The following is a 22,293-nucleotide window of genomic DNA, read 5'->3' on the forward strand; positions in this document are numbered from 1 at the left end:
TAGTTAATCGATGTCTGACTCTTTAGACCAAACACCACTCGGTACACAGGCTAAAACCTATCGTTACCTGGCTTTATTTGGCAACTTAGCCTTATTAGCCTGGGTCGCTATTTGGCAGCTTGCGTTATCCCCTCATCCCCACCTCAGCAGCACAACACTTGCTATTGCTTGGTGTATTCCGCTACTACTTCCGTTGCCTGGTATTTTAGCTGGTAAGCCTTACACTCATGCTTGGGCTAACTTTGTTCTTATGCTGTATTTCTTGCATGCGCTGACCATCCTTTATGTGGATGGGGGTGAACGCTGGCTTGCGGCAGTGGAACTGATACTGACTTCACTCGGTTTCGCTGGCAATATTTTGTTTGCTAGAGCGAGAGGCAAAGAGCTAGGTCTTAAGTTGAAACGCCTCTCTCAAGTAGAAAAAGAAGAAAAAGCGAAATTCAATAAATAACGCCAATTGCAGTCAATCACTGATCATTGGTTCGAATACGAATTTAGAAAACAAAAAGAGTCGCTATTGCGACTCTTTTTTATGCTTACCACATTGGTCTTTGATCCTTGCGTTTCACGCCTGGAACGCTACCAAGGAGATTACGATGCCGAGCGCCACTCGTAGATCAAGTCATACTGTTCTCGGGCAGGCTCCACAATCATCGGCTGAGTTGGCTGTGTTTCGTCACTTGCTTCTGCCACAATATCTACTGGTACTTCAGGCTGCGCTTCTTTTGGCGTCGCGGCGTCTTTTGCTTCATTACTCTGAACCAATGGCTCTTCTTCTTGAGTTGAAGCTGGGGCATCAACTTCACCTAAAGGATCTTCAAAAACCATTAATTGAGAAATAGAAGAAGCTTCTTTCTCAAAAGCTTGTTGTGATGCCAAAAGGTGGATGTTGAGCGTTAACTCGTCCCCTTGAACACGCTTAATCTCTGTACCCGCAACCGAATTAAGTTGTTTTAACGCATTCTCTAAACGGAAGAAGTCCGTGGCAGAGGTTACATTAAGGACTTTCACTGCTAGCGCTTTTGAAGACTTTCCTGAAACCACAACTGCACTCTTACTTGCATAGTAGTCTGCGATGCCATCCACCATTTCTGCAATAGCATTAGCACCTGATACAGACCCGCTACGCGGAGAACGTTGCGCTTCTACAATTCTCGTTGGCGACTGGTCGTAGAGTGTCCAACGAATTTGTTCACCTTGAGCCCGTACAACCAAAACGGCGTCAGCTGGGTAGCGCTGGCTAGCTTGACCAATTGGCTCAATAAAGCCGCCCCAAAGATCAGAGACATTAACACCGGTTACATCATCAAAATCCCCAACCGGGATAGTGATTGGTAGGCCTCTTAATTTCGCTGCGCTACGAAGTGCTGCAACATTTGAAGATTCAGAATGTTCCCACGCAATGTTACGATCGTAACCCTGTTCTTCAACCATCCAAACTAAAATATTGGCACGATTTGGCGACCAAGATGGCAATTGTGCTTGTGTTAAAAGAGAGCTGATTTGGTCGTTGTTAAACAACATTTTTAAGCTCGCTTTTCCATCAACCTGCCCATAGCTTAGTTGAGAAATGTAACGCGCACTTGAGCTAAGTGCCTTTTTAATCACTGGATTGCTTAAAGAGGATTGAGAACCGGTCGCTCGAACAATCACATCCTGCATACCTTGTTGACGAGCCAAAGACTCACCGTCGTTCTGCTCACTGTCGATAACCACTTCGGCACGATAGATATCCACCTGAGTTAATGCATATACTGGTAGGGACAACCAACCTATCAGTAAGAGAGCTAAATAGCGCATAGTTTTTATAATCCTCTGAACAAGAACCCGAATAATAAGCAACTATCAAATCTTGAGCAAGGCAAGTACTGAGTAAATTGTCTGTATTATGACCAGCTTTGTTAACTCGGGCCTCAACCAGCACTTCAGTGCTATTTTTTATAATAAACTCATTGCTTATTAAGCTATCTCAACAAGTTAGGCTGTCCATTTTTCATCTTCACGCAAGACACGTAAAAGAGGACAATTTGCAAGCAAGCAACTCTCAAAAGTGCTATTTATGGGAAAAATTCAATCGAAAGTTTGATCTATGCAACATTGCAAACGATTGCAGGATGATAGTATTCGCCGGATTTGTCTGCGTATCTTGAAAATAGGGAATTATTATGAAAAACGCGTTACAAGGCGCTCAAATGCTCTTTGTCGCTTTTGGTGCTTTGGTGCTTGTGCCGCTCCTAACTGGCCTTGATCCAAACGTAGCCCTCTTTGGTGCCGGTGTCGGTACCCTCCTCTTCCAATTAATGACTAAACGTTCTGTTCCCATCTTCCTTGCCTCTTCTTTTGCGTTTATTGCTCCTATTATGTTCGGTATCCAAACTTGGGGTATCGGTGCAACGATGGGCGGCTTGATGGCAGCTGGCTTAGTTTATGTGGCTCTAGGGGCGATGATCAAAGTGCGTGGTGTTGGATTTATCCATAAAATTCTCCCGCCCGTTGTCGTTGGCCCTGTGATCATGGTTATCGGCCTTGGCCTTGCCCCAACAGCAGTGAACATGGCGGTAGGTAAAACTGGTGATGGAGCTGCACAGCTAGTTAATGGTGATGCTGCGATCATTATCTCGGCGGTCTCACTGCTCACAACCATTGTACTCAGCGTTTTTGCAAAAGGCTTTTTGAAGCTCGTTCCTATTGTTGGTGGTATTCTTGCTGGTTACTCTGTTTCTCTATTCTACGGGGTGGTTGATTTCACTCCCGTAGAACAAGCGGCTTGGCTAGCCATGCCAAACTTCACCGCGCCAGAGTTCAATATCAACGCAATTTTGTTCATGATTCCTGTCGCTATCGCACCTGCGGTTGAGCACGTAGGTGACATGCTTGCTATCTCAAACGTTACAGGTAAAAACTACCTGAAAAAACCAGGCCTTCACCGCACAATCGCAGGTGACGGGGTGGCAACTATCGCAGCTTCGATGGTGGGTGCTCCACCAAACACCACTTACAGTGAAGTAACAGGAGCGGTAATGCTAACCAAAGCATTTAACCCTGTGATCATGACTTGGGCAGCAATCACCGCAATCGTACTTGCATTGGTAGGTAAGCTAGGTGCGGTTCTTCAAACGATTCCAGTTCCTGTTATGGGCGGCATCATGATTCTGCTGTTCGGCTCCATCGCAACGGTAGGCCTCAACACACTGATCAAGAATAACGTTGATTTACATAAGTCTCGTAACCTAGTGATTGTTGCCGTAACACTTGTGTTTGGCATTGGTGGTATGGCTTTCGGTATTGGTGAGTTCAGTCTACAAGGTGTGAGCCTATGCGGTATCGTGGCAATTATTCTTAACCTTGTGCTACCAAACGATTTAGGTGAAAACCACGTTGTGGATAACGCACAAATGGAAGAAGAAAGCGCGAAATAGTTCGTTTGCGCCGCTTTATTAGTTGGCGTGTCTTACTCTTCTCCTCTTGTAGATACAAAAAAGGCTTGGTTTTCACCAAGCCTTTTTCTGTTCAGTCATAGTAATACATCAAAGAATTACTTAGTACCGAAGATCTTATCACCTGCATCGCCTAGACCCGGAACGATGTAGCCTTTGTCATTAAGCTTCTCATCGATTGCCGCAGTGTATAGCTCAACATCTGGGTGCGCTTTTTCTAGCGCTTCAATACCTTCTGGTGCAGCAACAAGTACTAGCACTTTGATTTGGTTACAACCTTTCTCTTTTAGGAGATCGATCGTAGCAATCATAGAACCACCTGTTGCAAGCATTGGGTCAACAACAAGCGCAATACGCTCCTCGATGTTTGAAGCAAGCTTGTTGAAGTAAGGAACTGGCTCAAGCGTTTCTTCATCACGGTAAATACCCACAACACTGATACGTGCGCTTGGCATGTGCTCAAGAACTCCATCCATCATGCCTAGACCTGCACGTAAGATTGGCACTACGGTTACTTTTTTACCTTTAATCTGGTCTACTTCTACCGGACCGTTCCAACCATCAATGGTCACTTTTTCTGTTTCAAAGTCTGACGTTGCTTCGTAAGTAAGTAGGCTACCGACCTCAGTCGCTAACTCACGAAAACGTTTTGTGCTGATGTCACCTTCTCTCATTAGACCAATTTTATGTTTTACTAGAGGGTGCTTTACTTCAACAACTTTCATGTCCATCTCCGGCTATAGTTGGCAATATTTAAACAAACCTTCAGATTATACATGATTTTCACAGGGATATCAGGATAAATCACTAAAGAAAAAAACAGACGCAAACGTTTGCTATCTATGTTTAAGCACTGTTAGAATAGCGCCGTTTTCATATCCAACTTAATACCGAGGACTTCCCTGTGAGTGGTAACAACTCTTCTCTTAGCTATAAAGACGCTGGTGTAGATATTGATGCAGGCAACGCGCTTGTGGATCGTATTAAGGGTGCGGTAAAACGTACTCGTCGCCCTGAAGTTATGGGTGGTATCGGTGGTTTTGGCGCGCTATGCGAATTGCCAACTAAATACAAACAACCTGTACTGGTTTCTGGTACTGATGGCGTTGGCACCAAACTTCGCCTAGCACTGGATATGAATAAGCACGACACGATCGGCATCGACCTAGTGGCAATGTGTGTAAATGATCTTATCGTGCAAGGGGCAGAGCCACTGTTTTTCCTAGATTACTATGCAACAGGCAAACTAGACGTTGATACCGCAGCGGATGTTGTTTCAGGTATCGCAGAAGGGTGTGTTCAAGCAGGTTGTGCCCTAATTGGTGGCGAAACTGCGGAGATGCCGGGCATGTATGAAGGCGAAGACTACGACGTAGCTGGTTTCTGTGTTGGCGTAGTAGAAAAAGAAGACGTGATTGACGGCACGAAAGTCGCTGCTGGTGATGCACTTATCGCTGTTGGCTCAAGCGGCCCACACTCAAACGGTTACTCCCTTATCCGTAAGATCCTAGAAGTATCTGGTGCAGATAAGAGCGAAGAGCTAGCAGGCCGCACTATTGGTGAGCACCTACTAGAACCAACAAAAATTTACATCAAGTCAGCACTTAAGATGATTGAGAAACACGACATCCATGCGATTTCTCATATCACTGGTGGTGGTTTCTGGGAAAACATCCCACGCGTACTGCCTGAAGGCACGAAAGCAGTTATCGATGGTAACAGTTGGGAATGGCCAGTTATCTTCAAGTGGCTACAAGAGAAAGGCAACGTCGACACACACGAAATGTACCGCACATTCAACTGTGGTGTAGGTCTAATCGTCGCACTACCGAAAGACCAGGCAGACGCAGCAGTTGCTCTTCTTAAAGAAGAAGGCGAAAACGCGTGGGTGATTGGTCAAATCGCACAAGCAGACGCGAACGAAGAGCAAGTTGAAATCCAATAATTTGCAAATCGAGCTCAAAAGATAAGAAGAATGAGGACACTAGATGACTAGGTCCTCATTTTGCTATCTAGAACACTAAAAACCATTCTATTAGTAGGTAGTTTAGAAGCTACATAACTCCAACCTACAATACCAAGGCGCTCTCGACATCATGAAAAACCATACCCTAAAAAACTTTGTGGTCCTCATCTCGGGTAACGGAAGTAACCTGCAAGCTATCTTGGAAGCTTGCGAAGACAGCATGCCAAACGCACGAGTGGCAGCCGTGTTCTCTAACAAAGCAGATGCTTTTGGTTTAGAACGTGCAAAAAAGTTTGATGTAGACGGTCACTTTGTCGACCCTAAAGCATTCAGCTCGCGTGAAAGCTTTGATGCAGAGCTAATGAGTCAAATAGATGAATACCAACCAGACGTGATTATTCTTGCTGGTTACATGCGCATTCTGAGCAGCGCATTTGTTTCTCATTACATGGGTAAGATGATCAATATCCACCCTTCTCTTCTACCAAAATATCCTGGGCTACACACACACCAGAGAGCAATTGATGCTGGCGATAAAGAACATGGTACGAGTGTGCACTTTGTAACGGAAGAGCTTGATGGTGGCCCTGTCATACTGCAAGCAAAAGTTCCTGTGTTCGAAGACGATGATGCTAGTGTACTTGCGGCACGTGTTCAGGCGCAGGAGCACCGAATCTACCCTATGGTGGCTAAGTGGCTGGTAGACGAGCGGTTGATCATGAAGGATGGTAAAGCCTATTTAGATGGCGCAGAGCTTGGCGTACATGGGTACGCCTCAGATGAGTAGCCCTGAATAATAAACTCCAAGCACAAAAGAGCAGCCTGAGGGCTGCTCTTGGTTGTTTTAATACTTATAAACTTGATTCAAGAAAACCATGGTGAGACTAGAAACCTAAAACCCAACATTCTAAAAAATCCCATAACCACTTGAGTAACATAACACTCGGAAAGTAGATTCTGAATCTGGTTCGTTCTTCACCGTTCAGACTGACGAGATGTTTTATGAGAAATTTCTATCAGTTACGTCTTTACAGCAAGCCTTAGCGAGACTAGGACTCTACTACCAGCACTCTAGAAAGTAAGAATGCTCATCCGTATCCGCCCTCGGTTTAAAACGCATAAAAATAAAGCTCGCGATTAAGCGAGCTTTATTTTTATATTCAGAGTAAGAGACCATCACTCTAACGGTTCGGTTGGCGCTTGATTGCCCGGCTTAGCCGCCGCAAACGGCACATTTACCAGTTCAGAGGCATTATTTTTGACTAGTTCACCTAGGTGAAACAAGCCGTATTCGCCAGGTTTCATACGCTGCCAAGCTTCGTTGCCCGTCAAAGGTTGAGTTGCGATCACAGAAACGATATCGTGTGGCGTTGTTTCTTCTTGGAAGTTAATTTCCACATCTTCATCAAGCAACGCGGCTTTTCCAAACGGTGCGCGTCTTGTGATCCAATACAAATGATTGGTGCAATACGTCATTACATACTCACCATCACTCAGAAGCATGTTAAATACACCCTTCTCTCTTAGCTCATCACAACATTTAGCAACATATAAGAATACCGACTCCATATCCTTTGGTGGCTCAGGATATCGATCTTCCATTTGCTTCAATAACCAGCAAAATGCCAGTTCACTATCTGTTTCACCGACAGGTCGATGTCGACCTGTATGCAAGTCTTGATAGCCAGAGAGCTGACCGTTATGCGCAAACGTCCAATACCTACCCCACAGCTCACGTGTAAAGGGATGAGTATTTTCTAAATTAACACCACCACGATTCGCCTGTCGGATATGACTAACGACCGCACGACTTTTGATGGGATAATTTTGTACCAACTCTGCAATTTTAGACTCACAACTTGGCTTGGGATCTTTGAAGGTTCGAAAGCCCTTCCCTTCGTAGAAGGTGATCCCCCATCCGTCACGGTGTGGGCCGGTTCGACCTCCACGCTGCATGAGCCCAGTAAAACTGAAACAAATATCCGTTGGAACATTAGCGCTCATACCGAGCAATTCACACATGGTTTAAAAAACTCCCTAACAACACAGCTCGAAACGGTGGCCGTAAACGATTATTCCATCTCTTTTTCGATCAACTGAATGATGATATGAATAATCTTAATATGAATTTCCTGAATGCGGTCTGCATAACCAAAGTGTGGCACGCGGATTTCAATATCTGCAAGGCCTGCCATTTTGCCGCCATCTTTACCTGTTAGCGCAATCGTCTTCATGCCTTTCGCTTGTGCTGCTTCAATCGCTTTCAGGATGTTACCTGAGTTACCTGAAGTCGACAGACCAAACAGTACGTCACCTTTTCGACCAACCGCTTCTACATAACGTGAAAACACGAAGTCATAACCAAAGTCATTACTCACACAAGAAAGGTGGCTTGGATCTGAAATAGCAATACCAGCATAGCCAGGACGATTTTCTCGGTAACGGCCTGTTAGCTCTTCGGCAAAGTGCATTGAATCACAGTGAGAACCACCGTTACCACATGACAATACTTTACCATCTTGCTTGAATGAGTCAGCAATCATTTTCGCCGCTGCTTCGATTTGCGCAATGTTATGGTCATCGCTTAAAAATTTGTTGAGCACTTCAGCAGCTTCGTTTAATTCACTTCTAATCAGATCATGGTACATAAGACGTTCTCTTTATTATTTCGGCTTCAGTCAGCTCTTGACTCACTGAGCAAATTGTTCTGATACCAATTTGGTATCGGACATTTCATAAACCGGAACTCGGGTTTGATTACTCTGAGTTTACCCACAAACGAGAATTAGTGTCGATAGTGAACCAACAGATTTAGATTAGTGATGGTAATAAACTTGTCAACTTGCTCATGAAACCATCACTCAAATCTCAACTTTAGAATTTTAACTCTACTTAGATCACTTTTTATCCAATCTTATGTTTTACATTTCCTTAATATTTTGATTACACTTAAACCAACTGGTTAGACCTCTTACCTAACATGCAGACGTACAAAACTTATAAAGTCTGAAAAGGAAAATATATATGGACATCTTGCTCTCAATCATCACGATGGCGATCGTGCTAGGCATTACGCTCTACCACCGCATGTCTCTCGTGAAATCTATTAGCTTACTCACCGCAGCCATGCTGGCTCTTACAGTAGCTGGTACTGTTGGCGTTATTGGTTGGGCGATTTACGTTCTCGCCGCAGCTGTGCTCGCGGTTCCTGGCGTCCGTCAGTCTTTAATTAGCCGCAAAGCGTTAGTGCTTTTCAAGAAAGTGCTGCCAGCTATGTCTCAAACCGAAAAAGAAGCGTTAGACGCAGGTACCGTCTGGTGGGAAGCCGAACTATTTAAAGGCAAACCAGAGTGGCAAAAGCTACACGCAATTCAAGCACCTAAGTTAAGTGCGGAAGAACAAGCCTTTTTAGACGGCCCTGTGAATGAAGTGTGCGCCATGGTGAGTGATTTCCAAGTGACCCATGAACTCGCGGACTTACCGCCAGAAGTTTGGCAATACCTGAAAGATCATAAGTTCTTCGCCATGATCATTAAGAAAAAGTACGGTGGTCTTGAGTTCTCAGCATACGCGCAATCACTAGTACTACAAAAACTAACGGGTGTTTCTGGCGTTCTATCGTCTACCGTTGGTGTTCCTAACTCTTTGGGCCCAGGTGAGCTACTGCAACACTACGGTACTGAAGATCAAAAAAATCATTACTTACCGCGTCTAGCTGAAGGTAAGGAAATCCCTTGTTTCGCCCTAACAAGTCCAGAAGCGGGTTCTGACGCTGGATCTATTCCAGATTACGGTGTGGTCTGTAAAGGCGAATGGGAAGGAAAAGAAGTACTGGGTATGCGCCTGACTTGGAACAAGCGCTACATCACCCTAGCGCCAGTCGCAACGGTACTAGGCTTAGCATTTAAACTTCGCGATCCTGAAGGTTTGCTAGGCGACAAAGAAGATCTTGGCATCACTTGTGCGCTTATCCCAACTGATGTCAAAGGTGTTGAGATTGGTAACCGACACTTCCCGCTCAATGTACCATTCCAAAATGGTCCAACGCGCGGTAAAGACATCTTTGTTCCTATCGATTTCATTATCGGTGGTGAAAAAATGGCGGGCCAAGGTTGGCGTATGCTGGTTGAGTGTCTGTCGGTTGGACGTGGTATCACGCTACCTTCAAACTCAACAGGTGGCATCAAAACTGCGGCAATGGCAACCGGTGCTTACTCACGTATTCGCCGTCAGTTCAAACAGCCAATCGGCCATATGGAAGGAGTTGAAGAACCATTAGCACGCTTGGGTGGTAATGCTTACGTGATGGATGCAGCAAGCAACTTAACCGTTGCGGGTATCGACTTAGGTGAAAAACCTTCAGTTATCTCAGCTATCGTGAAGTATCACTGTACGCACCGCGGCCAGCAAAGCATCATCGATGCAATGGACATCGTAGGCGGTAAAGGTATCTGTATGGGACCTTCTAACTTCCTAGCTCGTGGTTACCAAGGTGCGCCAATCGCAGTAACGGTTGAGGGTGCTAACATTCTAACACGCTCAATGATCATCTTTGGCCAAGGCGCAATCCGTTGCCATCCGTACGTTCTTGAAGAAATGAACGCGGCGTATTCTGAAGCAAGTAATGCTGTCGAGAAATTTGATAAAGCGCTTGCTGGTCACGTGAGCTTTACAATGAGTAACCTAGTGCGCAGTATCTGGTTTGGTTTGAGCGACGGTCTGGGCTCTTCATCGCCAACCAAAGATGCAACCAAGCGTTACTACCAACAATTGAACCGCTACAGTGCAAACCTTGCCTTACTATCGGATATCTCGATGGCAGTGCTAGGTGGCTCTTTGAAGCGTAAAGAGCGTCTATCAGCACGTCTTGGTGACATTCTAAGCCAGCTATATTTGAGCTCTGCGACGTTGAAACGTTTTGAGCAAGATGGCCGCCCAGTCGAAGATTTACCATTAGTACACTGGGGTCTACAAGACAGTTTGAAACAAGCGGAAGTGGCGGTAGACGAATTCTTAGCAAACTTCCCGAACAAAGTGATTGGTCGTGCACTGCGCGTGTTAATCATGCCATTCGGTCGTGTACGCAAAGCGCCAAGCGATAAACTAGACAGTAAAGTGGCGCGCATTCTACAAACGCCAAGTGCAACGCGCTCACGCATTGGTCGCGGTCAATACCTTGAACCAACCGAGCACAACGCAGCAGGTAAGATTGAGCTTGCGCTGTCAGTCATTCTTCAAGCTGAACCTGTGTTTGACAAAGTATGTAAAGCGCAAGGTAAGCGTCGCCCATTCTTACGTTTGGATATGATTGCTCAGGAAGGGCTAGAGCAAGGCTTTATCACGCAAGAAGAAGCCGATCTACTCAGAGAAGCGGAACAGCATCGTCTAGATACAATCAACGTTGACGATTTTGAGCCGGAACTGCTTGCCGCAAAGCCGCTATACCCTCAGATGGATAGTGTCGCGTAACTCTAGAATCTGAGACCACAAACGGGAGTATCAGCTCCCGTTTTTTATTGCTTCCAGAATCGGATTCATAACACCTCACACTACAAAGCTCCCCCCTGCGCAATAAAATCCTCGCACTCCAATCTTTCCCCCGATTTCCAGTGATAACTAACTCACAGACGTTCCAACTAAGCGGTGTATACTTTAAGTAACTCACTCACATATATGGTAAATCCGTTGGCTAAAATATTACTCGCACAGTGGTTCCCAGGGCTTGTTCAGCTTAAGCATTATCAAAAAGAATGGTTTGTTAACGACTTTAGAGCCGCCTTTTCTGTTGTCGCGGTTGCACTGCCAGTTGCCATAGCTTACGCACAATTAACTGGTGTATCCGCAATTGTCGGTCTGTATTCGTGTGTACTGCCAATGTTGGTTTACGCCATGATGGGCACATCTCGGCAACTCATTGTCGGACCCGATGCAGCAACCTGTGCAGTGATTGCTGCTGTTGTGACACCACTTGCCGCAGGTGACCCCACAAAACATTGGCAGTTGGTTATGACCATGACAGCGATGACGGGAATTTGGTGTGTACTGGCAAGTCGTTTCAAGCTAGGGGTATTTGCAGATTTCCTTTCTCGTCCGATTCTTTTGGGTCTACTCAACGGTGTTGCTCTCACAATTATCGTTGGTCAGTTTGCGAAAGTAGTCGGTTTGAAATACGAGCAACGTTATTTACTGGAACGTTTATGGGAAGCTCCACAACGATTAACCGATCTTCATTGGCCTACTGTAACTCTGAGTATCGTGACAGTTGTCGTTTATTTGCTCACCAAACGCTACCGACCAACTTGGCCTGCTGCCATGCTGGCGATCCTCGTAACTACTGCGTCAGTTTGGTTTTTCCATTTACAAGAGATGGGCGTATCGGTTGTCGGACTCACTCAAGGTGGCTTCCCTCAGTTTCAAACACCGGAGTTTGAGCTAGGTGAAGTCCGTGAACTAGTGGTCCCGGCGCTCAACCTTGCGATTGTCAGTTTTGTTAGCATGATGCTCACCGCCCGCAGTTTCGCTGCTAAAAACGGTTATGATATTGATGCTAATAAAGAGTTTCAGGCGTTGGGTTTTGCCAACATTGCCTCAGCGTTTTCGCAAGGTTTCGCGATAAGCGGCGCTGACTCACGCACAGCCGTCAATGATGCAAATGGCGGTAAATCTCAATTAGTTTCGATTGTCGCCGCAATCACCATTGCCATTATTGCGGTATTTATTTACGAGCCTTTACAGTTCATCCCTATCGCTTCACTTGGTGTTGTATTGATCATTGCGTCCCTATCGCTGCTCGATCTTAAAGCAATTTGGAAATTAAAATCTCGTGACAAAGATGCATTTTATCTGGCCATCATTACTTTTATTTCTGTGTTGATCGTGGGTGTAATACCGGGGATCACTTTGGCGGTACTGTTAGGGCTGTTTCAATTTTTACGGATTGTCATGCGACCGAGTGATCAGCTACTTGGCTTGGATGAAAAAGGTACCATTCGGACCATCGACGACTCAGGAAAAGCTTCGCCTATTCCTGGAATGGTGATTTACCGCTTTAACTCACCGCTAACTTACTTCAATGCTCCTTACTTTAAACGTAGAGTGTTAGAGCAGGCAGAGCATCACAAAGACGCAAGTTGCGTTGTCATCGACGCCGTATCGAGCTTTACTCACTTGGATCTCAGTGTGATGGCAACACTGGCAGATATTCACAATACTTTGAAAAAGAGAGGTGTACGCTTAATCCTCGCAGGAAGGAAACGACGTCTTCGTCAATGGTGTGAGCTTACTGGTATCAGCACCAGTGAAGGAGGCATCTTACTGCGAGCTGATATGTACCTTGCCATTAAACTTAGTGGCTGTTACATCAGTGCTGTGGGTGAGGGACAAATTCCTACTGTTCAAAAAGAGCCTGATTTAGAGCAGCCACCCAAACCTATTCCAGAAGTGGCTTAAATACAAATTTAATATAGAAAACAGGAAATTAAACTCCTGTTTTCTAGTGCTTATCTTCACAGCTGAATACGTGTTACGCCTTTGGCTTAAACTTTTTTGTCATCCCTTGGCTTTTAGGAGCCACCAGCCTATAACCAAGCTTTTCGTAAAAGACCGGTTCATCAGCAATCATAGAAACGTAAGAGCCTTCAAGTGCAACAGAAGAAAGATAACCGTCGATGTATTCCATGACTTTTCTACCTAAACCGTTGCCTTGATAATCAGAATCAACGGCAACGTCGACAATTTCGAAGTTACACGCCCCGTCACCAACAACCCGACCCATTGCAATGAGCTTTCCTTCATCCCGAACAGATACGCCATATAACGAATTGGGTAGACCAATTTCAGCAGCTTTCAACGATTTGGGTGATAGCCCGGCTTTGATACGCATATCACAGTATTCTTTCGGGCTTGGCACATGCTCTTCATATCTTATTGTCATTATGTACTACTCCTTTGTATCACCTTGGAGCTTACATAACTAAACTGTATAAATAAACAGTTAAACGTTGGAAAGATGTTCCCATTAAGCACACAAAGTATCGGGTCTAGAAAAGAACCCGCCGACAACTCTGACGCCATAATAGATATAAGTTGCTCTGAAGCTAGACATTCCTTTTTCTAAACATGTTTCTCTCAACAACGTATCCGCATGCTTTCGAGCACTTTGAGGCAACACCTCTTCCCTCATGAGTTGGTAAAGAGCATCATGCACTAAAGAAGCTTTCATAATGTTTTTTGTGTCTAACGCTGGCCCACTCGCTCCATCCCATGCATAGCCCTTTTTAATCGTTAACACGCCTTGTTTGGACAAACTAAGAAAAGGGCTGTCATACGCCTGACTCACTGAAATGTGAGTCTCAATCTTTTCTTCAGAATGGAGAGTGTATTTGTACTTCTGACGCTTTTTGTATTTCATCAGAGACCTCGCGTTTACTTATTCTTATTTATCACGCACAGCTGAATATTTATCCAGAAACCCTACAAGATCGGCTCTTGTTATTATGGCGTACTACCTATTACAAAGCCCAAATCAATATGAATAGAACTCCATGCAATCAATAAAGCCAGAACCCCTGACTTTATTGATCAAAATTCAACCAGAAACCCTTATTCTGAAGGAAGTCTACTCAATTTTTTATGGATATCTTCTACAAAATTGGCTTGTTCACTTGGAGAAACCTCTAGAACATAATGAAAAAACGGACTTGTATGCTCAGTAATTTTATACTCTTCACTTAACAGCTTAATTACTTGTTCATGATTAAATCGTGCGGAGACTAAGCCACTCTCGGTTTCTTGAGTTATAACTATATAGTGAGCGGTTGGAAAAACCGTAAACCTTCCTTCGACAGGAAACCAGGGAGCAAAAGAAATAATCTCGTCATCAATTATGTATGCTTGAGGTTTACTGACATAAGTGTAAGGGTACTTTTCATCTAAATAGGGTCTTGCTGTATCAAACAAGCCATCATAATAAGTTGGTATTTCTACTTTTTGGATTTTACTTAAGGGATCGAAAGTGAAGGTATCAAGTGATTTTAAATTATTACTTCCCGAATCTGGATTATTAACACCATTATCAATAGAAGAACAACCTACAATTATCACTGCACAAAAAAAAGCTAAAATTTTATTCATTATTTCTTTTATCTTTAATTGATTGTTTTGAAAGTTAGTCACATTAAAAATGCAACCAATTTAGAAAGTAAAAATGATATATTATTTATATAAAATCCCAAACATATATTTGAATACAGTAAACTTAAATATTCATAATTTATCCATTTTTCTTCTTCCAACTTGGTAACTTGATAAAAAAACGGAGCCGATTGGCTCCGTTTCTCGCTTTATGTGTTACTACTATTTCTTTGGTACTTCTAATTGCATCTCTGGCATGGCATCGCGCTTCGCTTTAATTTTGCGCCAGACTATCCATGCAATGATCACAATCAGCAGCATTATCAAATTACCCACCGCGATAATAATCATGCTGCGCTTACGCTCAGCCTCTCGCTCAGCGATAATTTGCTTTTCCATTTCAATACGGCGCTGTTCGGCTAATTCAGCTTCTTTTGCAATTCGAGCAGCTTCTAGATCAACTTCATCAACAACACTGAAGGTTTGCTCTGGGATAGGAAACACCAACGAGCGCTGGGTTGCAAAATCAGTGGCAAAGATCTCGCCGCGCCATGCGTACTTACCAAGCTCAGCATCGTTATTGAGGTTCAACGTAACTCTCATTCCATCTTTAGAGACCTGTCCTTGGCTGTAACTAATGAAACCATCGGGTGCGTCCTTTTTCACTGTGACTGCTATAGAGCCTGGTGCAATCATACCTTGCTCGCCACTCACCACTAATTGGTGTGGCTTATCGGAATTACGAGCCTGAATAAAAGTACGAGAGATTGGGTTCGGATAAACCAAGATGACTTGTTCTTGCGCTCGTAAGAATACGCCATTGCCAGACGTGATGCGCGCGCGGTACTTACCAGGCTCAACGTCTATCGGGAGCTGAACCGTAAACACACCATCCCCTGCTTTTTCATCCAAGCCGCGGCCGTCATCAGAAAACTCACCCACAACCATCGACACTGGACGAGCTTCTTTGATCAGCTCATCTTCATTTTCGACAAACTTGGTAAATGTCACGCGCAGATTCACGCGATCAAGGAAGTCGCGCAGTACAAGAGGTTTGCCGTCGGAGGTCAGGCGAGCTGTAAACTTAAGCGCTTCCCCATTATATAATCGGTTTGGGAACAGATCCGTACTGAGCTTTAGGTGAGAAATTAAGCGGATGTTATTTTTAGGCGTAACTTTCCCCACAGCCTGCCATGGACCTGGCATAGGGTTATCAACGGAAATAATATCGAGTGAGGCTTCTTGATACCAACGTACATTGTCGTAAGAGCCCCAAGCATAGTATTTTTTACCGTCAGGACGGACTAAAACAACTGGCTGAGAACTTTGCTCACGATAAACCAAAAACGTGATCTGCTCGATGGTTGGATCAACTCGAAAGCGATTGTCTAACAAAGACATTGTAGATTCACTCGCAGCACTCGAGAGACTACTCCATATCGCTAAAAACGCGACCAACAAAGCCCTCAACATAGCTTCTCCTATTGATGCCAAATACAGTCGTTCACCAACTCTAATCTTTTTTGGTGAGCTTCTAGTTCATCGGCACTTGCGCGCAAAACCTTTAGCGCTTTTCTTCCTTCAATACGACGAATGGTTTCTACCCCACCCTCTTGTTTATTCGCGTTAAATTCTAGACTCGTTTGACCACCCGTCATAAAGAGGTAAACGTCGGCTAGAATCTCCGCATCGAGCAAAGCTCCGTGGAGTGTACGGTGCGAGTTATCAATACCGTAACGTTCACATAAGATATCAAGGTTGTTTCGCTTACCAGGGAAGATTTTCTTCGCCATTGCAAGGGTGTCGGTCACCTTGCAGTAGTCGTCCGTTTTGCCGATGTTAGGATCGAGCATGCCAAACTCGTAATCCATAAATCCGGTATCGAAGGGCGCGTTGTGGGCAACAAGTTCTGCGCCTTTAATAAACTCAAGAAACTCTTGGTGCACGCTCGCGTATTCCGGTTTATCAACCAAGAATTCATCCGTAATACCGTGAACTTCAACCGCTTCTGGTTGGATTTCACGATCGGGTTTTAAATAAACGTGGAAGTGACGACCAGTCAGCTTACGGTTGATGATCTCCACGGCACCGATTTCAATAATGCGGTGTCCCATGTAGTGAGGACCACCCTCGCGGTTCATACCTGTGGTTTCGGTATCGAGAACGACAATGCGGTTATATTCAGAATTGCTGCTGGTATTCATAAGGTTATGTATGTCAGACTATGCTTTATTAAATGTTTCGGCTAATAGTACCAAAAAATATGACCAAACACGTTGAGATTTTCACTGACGGTTCTTGTTTAGGTAACCCAGGACCAGGTGGTTACGGCATAGTATTGCGTTACAAAGACGTAGAAAAGACACTTTCCAAAGGCTATACGTTAACTACCAACAACCGCATGGAAATGTTGGCGGCTGTCGTCGCGCTACAGACGTTAAAACAACCTTGTAAAGTCACTTTAACGACTGACAGCCAATATGTGCGCCAAGGTATTACTCAGTGGATCCATAACTGGAAGAAGCGTGGTTGGAAAACAGCGGATAAAAAACCCGTGAAGAATGCCGATTTATGGCAAGCTCTAGACAAAGAAACCGCACGCCATCAAGTTGAATGGCATTGGGTAAAAGGCCACGCAGGCCATCGTGAGAACGAAATGTGTGATGAGCTAGCCCGGACTGCTGCAGAAAACCCAACTGAGGAAGATACAGGTTACCAACCCTCTTAGCGAGATTCTTTCCTCATAGTGTTACCCTCTCGATTCATCACCCCAAGTGGTGTGAGCTTTTTCTTCAAGCGCCAATGCGGTTTGATAGGCTTGAGAGGGTATGTCCGTTTCCGCGCGACTATGTAATACAAACTCCCAGCGGGTGATGCCCAATCACCAAGACTATTTTCCAACCATGTCCACATCGTACGGTAACGTTTCATCGGAAACAGCGCATAACGATCACAATGAATCACTTGATAATTAAGTAACCCTAACCAATCTTTGATGCGGTTCGACGTAAACATTCGTCCACTCCAAGGCAAATTATGTTTACGCCATGGAAGTAAACTCGCTAATCCAGTCAAGCTTAATGGGTTGAATCCAGTAATAATTACATAGCCATCATCCATCATCACTCTATCGACTTCACGCAACAAACGGTGTGGATCGCTTGCATAGTCGAGCTGATGAGCGAGTATCACAACATCAAAGCTTTTTTCCAAAAAGGGTAATTCGTAACCATCTGCAATCACATTATGCAACGGGTTCTGGATATCTACGTTGACTTGGTGTTGAATGTTACAATTACAGCTGGTTAGCTCACAGCTCAACCCGCCCAGTTTGAGCATATGGTAGCCGAAGAGTTTCGGACACCATTCATCAAGTCGGGTCTGGATTGACTCAAGCACCCACGGACCGTTGTTCATTGCTGACCAAGTCGACGGGTGTGGTATAGTTTTGTTGCTGAGTGCTGGTTTCATTAACCACCTGACTAAAATGGGTGACGGAGAACGAATCGTGTTAGAGATCAAAAGCATACCCGCATTTAATGATAATTACATCTGGCTGATACAAAATAGCGATAAGCGCTGCGCAGTCGTTGATCCGGGCGATGCGAAGCCAGTATTAGAATTTCTGCAGGCTAACGAATTAACTTTAGAAGCGATTTTAATTACGCACCACCACAACGATCACATTGGTGGCGTTCCAGACTTAGTGCGTGCATTTCCTAACGTCGCCGTTGTGGGCCCAAAATCAGAGCCAATTCCAACCCTAACGACACCAATGGAAGAAGGCGACAAGCTAGAGTTGTTTGGTGAGATTTTCTTAGTACTTGGGTTACCCGGTCATACTTTGGGCCATATCGGTTACGTTGGAGACGGAAAACTGTTTTGCGGTGATGTGCTCTTTTCTGCTGGCTGCGGTCGTATTTTTGAAGGTACGCCTGAGCAAATGTTTGAATCACTGAGCAAACTAACGTCTCTACCAGAAGAAACTCAAGTCTTCTGCGCACATGAATACACGGCGAGTAACGTGGCGTTTGCTCTAGCGGTTGAACCTGACAATGAGCAACTTCGCCAATATCGCGACGATGTAAACCGACTGCGAGCACTCAACATTCCGACACTTCCAACAACAATACGCAAAGAAAAGTGGATTAATCCGTTCTTGCGAACCTCTAACCCTGACGTGGTTCAATCTGTTGCTAGTCGCATTAAAAATAGCGATCCATGCTCGGTTTTTACTGCTTTACGCGAGTGGAAGAACGAATTTTAACCATTTTCTGCTTGTAAGTTTGCAAGACCCCAGTATTATCAGGGACTGATTTTTCGAGAAGCGCCACTGGCGCTTCTCTTACGTTTGGGGTTGATATAAATCTATTTGAATTTCTCCCCATTGCATAATTAGAAGCTCTTTGCCTCTATAAATTAGTTAGTGTTTAAAAGATGTCTATTATCTTGCGACTGCCACGCACATTACGTTGCGCGACAGGCAGGTGAAGATAAACAGGCCCTAAATAGGCTGAATCCATGCGTTTGAAGTATACTTGGGCGTTGGCGTTGTTATTATCTGGCTGTCAATTGACTCAGTCAGATTCAACGTCTTCTACACCAGAAACCAATAAATCTGAGCAGACTGCAAAGCAAAATGCAGTAAAAGCTCAACCGGGCAATAAATCGTCACTAGCAAAAAAATCCGCTAACGACGCGCCTAAAGTTCTCTCCCCCCAAGAACAAGAAGATGTGTGGCAACGTATCGCCATGCAGCTGGACATGGATATCCCAAACCACAAGAAAGTGGACTACTACCGTACGTGGTATTTAAAGCACCCAAATCACCTTTACACGGTATCTAAGCGTGCGACTCCTTTTCTATACATGATCACAAAACGTATCGAAGAGCGCGGACTCCCAATGGAGCTTGCATTACTTCCTGTAGTGGAAAGTTCATTCGATGCCTTTGCCTACTCACATGGTAGCGCGGCTGGGTTGTGGCAATTTGTCCCAGGCACCGGAAAAATGATGGGATTAGAGCAAAACTACTGGTATGACGGTCGCAGAGATGTGGCAGCAGCAACGGATGCAGCGCTGGACTACCTAGTACAACTAAACGAGCGTTTTGATGGTAACTGGGAACATGCAATCGCCGCTTATAACAGCGGTGGAGGCCGAGTTTCTAGCGCAATTCGTAAGAATAAAAAGCTCGGTAAACCTATCGATTTCTTCTCATTAGACTTACCAAAAGAGACCAGCAGTTACGTTCCTAAGCTATTGGCCTTGGCTGACGTTATCGCAAACCAAGACAAGTACGGACTTAATATTCCTGCAATTCCAAACAAGCCTGTTCTAACGCTTGTTGATCCAGAAGAGCAGTTAGATCTGGCTATTGCCGCAGATTATGCCGGCATTAGCGTAAAAGAGTTGCAGAGTTACAACCCAGCATACAACCAGTGGTCGACAGCGCCTGAGGGGCCGCACCAACTTTTGATTCCCGTAGAGAAAAAAGAGACTTTTCTCACCAAGGTGGAGAAAAATCGCGGTAAAGGGATGAAGGTCGCTCGCTACAAGGTGAAATCTGGCGACTCTTTAAGCGTGCTAGCTAATAAATACGGCACAACCACGAAAGTCATTCGACGTGCCAACGGCCTATCGAATAACAATATTCGTATTGGTCAATACCTGTTGATTCCGACATCAACAAAAGACGATGCAAAATACGCATTAACGGCACAAAACCGATTAAACAAGACTCAATCTCGTGCTCGTGGTCAACTCAAGCTCACCCATGTCGTTCAGTCTGGAGAAAGTCTGTGGTCAATCGCACGTAACAATAAAGTGTCGTATAAATCGTTAGCTAAATGGAATGGTATGAGCCCTAAAGATCCATTGCGTGTGGGTCAAAAGCTAGTGATATGGAAGGACTCAGACAAAGGTTCTGTGATCCGTACCGTTTTCTACAACGTTCGCTCTGGCGACACCATTAGCGGCATTGCAAGCAAGTTCAAAGTAAAAACGAACGACATCGTGAAATGGAACTCGCTACACAAGAAAAAATACTTACAACCAGGTCAAAAGCTTAAGTTGTACGTTGACGTAACGAAGGTAAGTGTATGAACCCATCAAGCAATCCACTTGTGATGCTGTTGGACATTTTTCGTTCTCCAACATCTTGTTTTCTCGCGCTTTATCAACGCGGTGGATGGGGATGGCAACCGTTCACCTTCCTGATGCTTAGTCCGTTTTTATTCTGGGGTGCTTACTTTTCGAATGTCGATTTCACGTGGCTCAGTGACCAACTTGCTGCGCAATTTCAGCAAATCGACCCGAAGCAGATTGAGCTATTAGAACCAAACACGCTAATGGCAAGCGCGATCATCAATGATGTATTCAACCGCTTTGCCACCTTACTATTGCTCGCGCTTTGGTTCTTTCTTGCAACAAAGGCAAGCAAACAACAATACGGTTACTGGAAATGGTTTGCCGCATCGTGTGCTATCTTATTCCCAGCAGTATTGGGCGATGTAGCAAGCTACGCGAGCTTGCTACTCAAGCATGGTCAGGTAATGACTTACGCTGCCGATTTAAATAGCCTCAATGGTCTATTAAAGCTGCCTCTTACTAACGAATGGTCTCATTTCGCTAGCTCGTTACCTTTGCTTCTGCCTTGGTACATTGTGCTCGGCTACGGCGTTGTACTGACGTGGACGGAGTTTGAACGTGGCCAAGCTTTGGTGATAGCAAGCCTGCCATGGGTATTCTTCTACGTTATTTGGGCACTTTATATTGTGGTAACCTAAGCTAGTTATTTAACGTAAATGACAATAACAATGGGTTATGATCGGAAGCGTCGCTCTGCGGCGCTTTTGCGTACTTAAGCGTCAGACCTCGGTAAAACACATGGTCCAGTGGTAACCCTGTTATAAATTGGACTCGATGATCCGGCAAGAACGTCACCTCTTGTAAGTCCGCAGCCTTTAAGGCCTGCCTCATCGCATTAACGCGAGATTCACTCCAGCTATTGAAGTCTCCAGCAAATAGAATTGGCCCCACATGATGCTTTAAAAGCATTTCAAGCGCCGTTAACTGCGATACATACTCTTTTGTACCTACGGTGAAGTTAATCGCATGTACATTCACCACTGCGAGTTTCTCGCCATTACTCAAGTGATACTGGCTATATAATGCAGACTTAGGTAAGCGAAGCCACGGCTCTTTAGAGGTGTAAGCGCAGGCTTTTTCTGGTTGCCCTTGAGCAATACTAATTACACCGGCACCGCTACCCAGCGCCTTAAAAGCACTCACTTGATTACTAACCCAGCGACCATCCACCAACCACTGTTTAAATGATGGTGTCATGCTGACTTCTTGCAATAACAGTAACTGCTTATCAGCAGAAAACTCATCGAGTGCACGTTGCCAGTTAGCCCGGTTCTGTTTGTAGATATTCCAGACAAGCACATTGATTTTGCCGTCATGATCGAGAGCTTTTGAATCGCTAAATTCGATGCACCTGATATCTTGTGTCAGCTCGGTACCTGTTTGAGTAATAATTTGCGGCTGATCTGGTACGGTGAAAATAACCTGGAAGCCAACCAATACCGCTATTACGAGAAAAGCTAACGCCAGAAAAAAACGCTTAAACATACGACAAACCTGAATGTAGGCACCCGAAATCTAGAACAACCAATCTCGGGTTAAATGATTTCACTAATAAGCAAACAACAAAAAAGGAGCCACTTGGCTCCCTTTTAGCATAATAAATACGAA

21 protein-coding genes are annotated in these 22,293 nt (G+C 44.7%); 10 read left to right on the forward strand and 11 right to left on the reverse strand.

Features of this window, described 5'->3' with window-relative positions:
- Positions 1 to 10: 10 nt before the first annotated feature.
- On the forward strand, positions 11 to 451 hold the full coding sequence (locus R7035_RS17430) for a DUF2069 domain-containing protein (RefSeq protein ID WP_005380407.1): 441 nt from the start codon (positions 11 to 13) through the stop codon (positions 449 to 451).
- 140 nt (positions 452 to 591) lie between these two features.
- On the opposite strand, the gene R7035_RS17435 is transcribed toward R7035_RS17430, so the two are convergent.
- Positions 592 to 1,800 (reverse strand): DUF2066 domain-containing protein, encoded by a 1,209-nt coding sequence (locus R7035_RS17435; protein WP_005380405.1) that lies wholly within the window; start codon positions 1,798 to 1,800, stop codon positions 592 to 594.
- Between the two features lie 365 nt (positions 1,801 to 2,165).
- Between R7035_RS17435 and R7035_RS17440 the strand changes: the two genes are divergently transcribed.
- Positions 2,166 to 3,419 carry a uracil-xanthine permease family protein gene (locus R7035_RS17440; protein ID WP_005389855.1) on the forward strand — a complete coding sequence of 418 codons (1,254 nt, stop codon included), beginning with the start codon at positions 2,166 to 2,168 and terminating at the stop codon, positions 3,417 to 3,419.
- A gap of 116 nt (positions 3,420 to 3,535) precedes the next feature.
- On the opposite strand, the gene upp is transcribed toward R7035_RS17440, so the two are convergent.
- The gene (gene upp / locus R7035_RS17445; RefSeq protein ID WP_005380401.1) at positions 3,536 to 4,162 is read right to left on the reverse strand and encodes a uracil phosphoribosyltransferase; all 627 of its coding nucleotides are present in this window, start codon (positions 4,160 to 4,162) and stop codon (positions 3,536 to 3,538) included.
- A 179-nt stretch (positions 4,163 to 4,341) separates the two neighbouring features.
- Here upp and purM point away from each other — a divergent pair, with 179 nt between their 5' ends.
- Both purM and purN read left to right on the forward strand, forming a co-directional pair.
- Positions 4,342 to 5,382: a phosphoribosylformylglycinamidine cyclo-ligase gene (purM, locus tag R7035_RS17450; RefSeq protein ID WP_005389861.1), complete on the forward strand. Its 1,041-nt coding sequence runs from the start codon at positions 4,342 to 4,344 to the stop codon at positions 5,380 to 5,382.
- Positions 5,383 to 5,533: 151 nt separating this feature from the next.
- Positions 5,534 to 6,190 carry a phosphoribosylglycinamide formyltransferase gene (purN, locus tag R7035_RS17455; RefSeq protein WP_025768256.1) on the forward strand — a complete coding sequence of 219 codons (657 nt, stop codon included), beginning with the start codon at positions 5,534 to 5,536 and terminating at the stop codon, positions 6,188 to 6,190.
- Between the two features lie 389 nt (positions 6,191 to 6,579).
- Here purN and R7035_RS17460 read toward each other — a convergent pair whose 3' ends face one another.
- Together R7035_RS17460 and lpcA are read right to left on the reverse strand one after the other, a co-directional pair.
- Positions 6,580 to 7,425, reverse strand: coding sequence for a class II glutamine amidotransferase (locus R7035_RS17460; protein WP_005380394.1), 846 nt, complete (start codon positions 7,423 to 7,425; stop codon positions 6,580 to 6,582).
- A 50-nt stretch (positions 7,426 to 7,475) separates the two neighbouring features.
- Entirely contained in the window at positions 7,476 to 8,051 is a 576-nt protein-coding gene (gene lpcA, locus R7035_RS17465; protein WP_005380392.1) for a D-sedoheptulose 7-phosphate isomerase, read from the reverse strand.
- Between the two features lie 376 nt (positions 8,052 to 8,427).
- Between lpcA and fadE the strand changes: the two genes are divergently transcribed.
- Positions 8,428 to 10,872, forward strand: coding sequence for an acyl-CoA dehydrogenase FadE (gene fadE, locus R7035_RS17470; protein WP_005385392.1), 2,445 nt, complete (start codon positions 8,428 to 8,430; stop codon positions 10,870 to 10,872).
- Positions 10,873 to 11,076: 204 nt separating this feature from the next.
- Positions 11,077 to 12,852, forward strand: coding sequence for a SulP family inorganic anion transporter (locus R7035_RS17475; protein ID WP_005380390.1), 1,776 nt, complete (start codon positions 11,077 to 11,079; stop codon positions 12,850 to 12,852).
- Positions 12,853 to 12,925: 73 nt separating this feature from the next.
- Here R7035_RS17475 and R7035_RS17480 read toward each other — a convergent pair whose 3' ends face one another.
- From R7035_RS17480 to dnaQ, 5 genes are all read right to left on the reverse strand, one after another.
- On the reverse strand, positions 12,926 to 13,336 hold the full coding sequence (locus R7035_RS17480; RefSeq protein ID WP_005391824.1) for a GNAT family N-acetyltransferase: 411 nt from the start codon (positions 13,334 to 13,336) through the stop codon (positions 12,926 to 12,928).
- 84 nt (positions 13,337 to 13,420) lie between these two features.
- Positions 13,421 to 13,813 carry a DUF1353 domain-containing protein gene (locus R7035_RS17485; RefSeq protein WP_137282304.1) on the reverse strand — a complete coding sequence of 131 codons (393 nt, stop codon included), beginning with the start codon at positions 13,811 to 13,813 and terminating at the stop codon, positions 13,421 to 13,423.
- A 191-nt stretch (positions 13,814 to 14,004) separates the two neighbouring features.
- Complete coding sequence (locus tag R7035_RS17490) at positions 14,005 to 14,577, reverse strand: hypothetical protein (RefSeq protein WP_137282305.1); 573 nt, start codon at positions 14,575 to 14,577, stop codon at positions 14,005 to 14,007.
- Between the two features lie 180 nt (positions 14,578 to 14,757).
- Entirely contained in the window at positions 14,758 to 16,008 is a 1,251-nt protein-coding gene (locus R7035_RS17495) for a TIGR03503 family protein (RefSeq protein ID WP_256901278.1), read from the reverse strand.
- A gap of 8 nt (positions 16,009 to 16,016) precedes the next feature.
- A complete protein-coding gene (gene dnaQ, locus R7035_RS17500) occupies positions 16,017 to 16,739 on the reverse strand; it encodes a DNA polymerase III subunit epsilon (RefSeq protein ID WP_005380385.1) in 723 nt (240 codons plus the stop codon).
- 59 nt (positions 16,740 to 16,798) lie between these two features.
- On the opposite strand from dnaQ, the gene rnhA reads away from it, so the two are divergent.
- Positions 16,799 to 17,263 carry a ribonuclease HI gene (rnhA, locus tag R7035_RS17505; protein WP_005380384.1) on the forward strand — a complete coding sequence of 155 codons (465 nt, stop codon included), beginning with the start codon at positions 16,799 to 16,801 and terminating at the stop codon, positions 17,261 to 17,263.
- On the opposite strand, the gene R7035_RS17510 is transcribed toward rnhA, so the two are convergent.
- Positions 17,260 to 18,006, reverse strand: a complete 747-nt coding sequence (locus R7035_RS17510; protein WP_017636046.1) for a class I SAM-dependent methyltransferase — start codon at positions 18,004 to 18,006, stop codon at positions 17,260 to 17,262. The genes rnhA and R7035_RS17510 overlap by 4 nt on opposite strands.
- A gap of 37 nt (positions 18,007 to 18,043) precedes the next feature.
- Between R7035_RS17510 and gloB the strand changes: the two genes are divergently transcribed.
- The 3 genes from gloB (at position 18,044) to R7035_RS17525 (ending at position 21,323) form a co-directional block, all read left to right on the forward strand.
- Positions 18,044 to 18,802 (forward strand): hydroxyacylglutathione hydrolase, encoded by a 759-nt coding sequence (gloB, locus tag R7035_RS17515; protein WP_005380380.1) that lies wholly within the window; start codon positions 18,044 to 18,046, stop codon positions 18,800 to 18,802.
- Positions 18,803 to 19,056: 254 nt separating this feature from the next.
- Positions 19,057 to 20,640: a LysM peptidoglycan-binding domain-containing protein gene (locus tag R7035_RS17520; RefSeq protein WP_005391819.1), complete on the forward strand. Its 1,584-nt coding sequence runs from the start codon at positions 19,057 to 19,059 to the stop codon at positions 20,638 to 20,640.
- Entirely contained in the window at positions 20,637 to 21,323 is a 687-nt protein-coding gene (locus R7035_RS17525; protein ID WP_132936886.1) for a YIP1 family protein, read from the forward strand. Before R7035_RS17520 ends, R7035_RS17525 begins: the two co-directional genes overlap by 4 nt.
- A 1-nt stretch (position 21,324) precedes the next feature.
- On the opposite strand, the gene R7035_RS17530 is transcribed toward R7035_RS17525, so the two are convergent.
- Positions 21,325 to 22,170: an endonuclease/exonuclease/phosphatase family protein gene (locus R7035_RS17530; RefSeq protein WP_318146208.1), complete on the reverse strand. Its 846-nt coding sequence runs from the start codon at positions 22,168 to 22,170 to the stop codon at positions 21,325 to 21,327.
- Between the last annotated feature and the right edge of the window lie 123 nt (positions 22,171 to 22,293).

The sequence above is a fragment of the Vibrio sp. 1731 genome (assembly GCF_033339955.1).
Taxonomy (GTDB): Bacteria; Pseudomonadota; Gammaproteobacteria; order Enterobacterales; family Vibrionaceae; genus Vibrio; species Vibrio alginolyticus.

What these genes read in the sequence shown, in the direction of transcription:
- R7035_RS17430 (WP_005380407.1), top strand. Translation starts at nt 11, where the DNA reads ATGTCTGACTCTTTAGACCAAACACCACTCGGTACACAGGCTAAAACC.
- R7035_RS17435 (WP_005380405.1), bottom strand. Translation starts at nt 1,800, where the DNA reads ATGCGCTATTTAGCTCTCTTACTGATAGGTTGGTTGTCCCTACCAGTA.
- R7035_RS17440 (WP_005389855.1), top strand. Translation starts at nt 2,166, where the DNA reads ATGAAAAACGCGTTACAAGGCGCTCAAATGCTCTTTGTCGCTTTTGGT.
- upp (WP_005380401.1), bottom strand. Translation starts at nt 4,162, where the DNA reads ATGAAAGTTGTTGAAGTAAAGCACCCTCTAGTAAAACATAAAATTGGT.
- purN (WP_025768256.1), top strand. Translation starts at nt 5,534, where the DNA reads ATGAAAAACCATACCCTAAAAAACTTTGTGGTCCTCATCTCGGGTAAC.
- R7035_RS17460 (WP_005380394.1), bottom strand. Translation starts at nt 7,425, where the DNA reads ATGTGTGAATTGCTCGGTATGAGCGCTAATGTTCCAACGGATATTTGT.
- lpcA (WP_005380392.1), bottom strand. Translation starts at nt 8,051, where the DNA reads ATGTACCATGATCTGATTAGAAGTGAATTAAACGAAGCTGCTGAAGTG.
- fadE (WP_005385392.1), top strand. Translation starts at nt 8,428, where the DNA reads ATGGACATCTTGCTCTCAATCATCACGATGGCGATCGTGCTAGGCATT.
- R7035_RS17475 (WP_005380390.1), top strand. Translation starts at nt 11,077, where the DNA reads ATGGTAAATCCGTTGGCTAAAATATTACTCGCACAGTGGTTCCCAGGG.
- R7035_RS17480 (WP_005391824.1), bottom strand. Translation starts at nt 13,336, where the DNA reads ATGACAATAAGATATGAAGAGCATGTGCCAAGCCCGAAAGAATACTGT.
- R7035_RS17485 (WP_137282304.1), bottom strand. Translation starts at nt 13,813, where the DNA reads ATGAAATACAAAAAGCGTCAGAAGTACAAATACACTCTCCATTCTGAA.
- R7035_RS17495 (WP_256901278.1), bottom strand. Translation starts at nt 16,008, where the DNA reads ATGTTGAGGGCTTTGTTGGTCGCGTTTTTAGCGATATGGAGTAGTCTC.
- dnaQ (WP_005380385.1), bottom strand. Translation starts at nt 16,739, where the DNA reads ATGAATACCAGCAGCAATTCTGAATATAACCGCATTGTCGTTCTCGAT.
- rnhA (WP_005380384.1), top strand. Translation starts at nt 16,799, where the DNA reads ATGACCAAACACGTTGAGATTTTCACTGACGGTTCTTGTTTAGGTAAC.
- R7035_RS17510 (WP_017636046.1), bottom strand. Translation starts at nt 18,006, where the DNA reads ATGAAACCAGCACTCAGCAACAAAACTATACCACACCCGTCGACTTGG.
- R7035_RS17520 (WP_005391819.1), top strand. Translation starts at nt 19,057, where the DNA reads ATGCGTTTGAAGTATACTTGGGCGTTGGCGTTGTTATTATCTGGCTGT.
- R7035_RS17525 (WP_132936886.1), top strand. Translation starts at nt 20,637, where the DNA reads ATGAACCCATCAAGCAATCCACTTGTGATGCTGTTGGACATTTTTCGT.
- R7035_RS17530 (WP_318146208.1), bottom strand. Translation starts at nt 22,170, where the DNA reads ATGTTTAAGCGTTTTTTTCTGGCGTTAGCTTTTCTCGTAATAGCGGTA.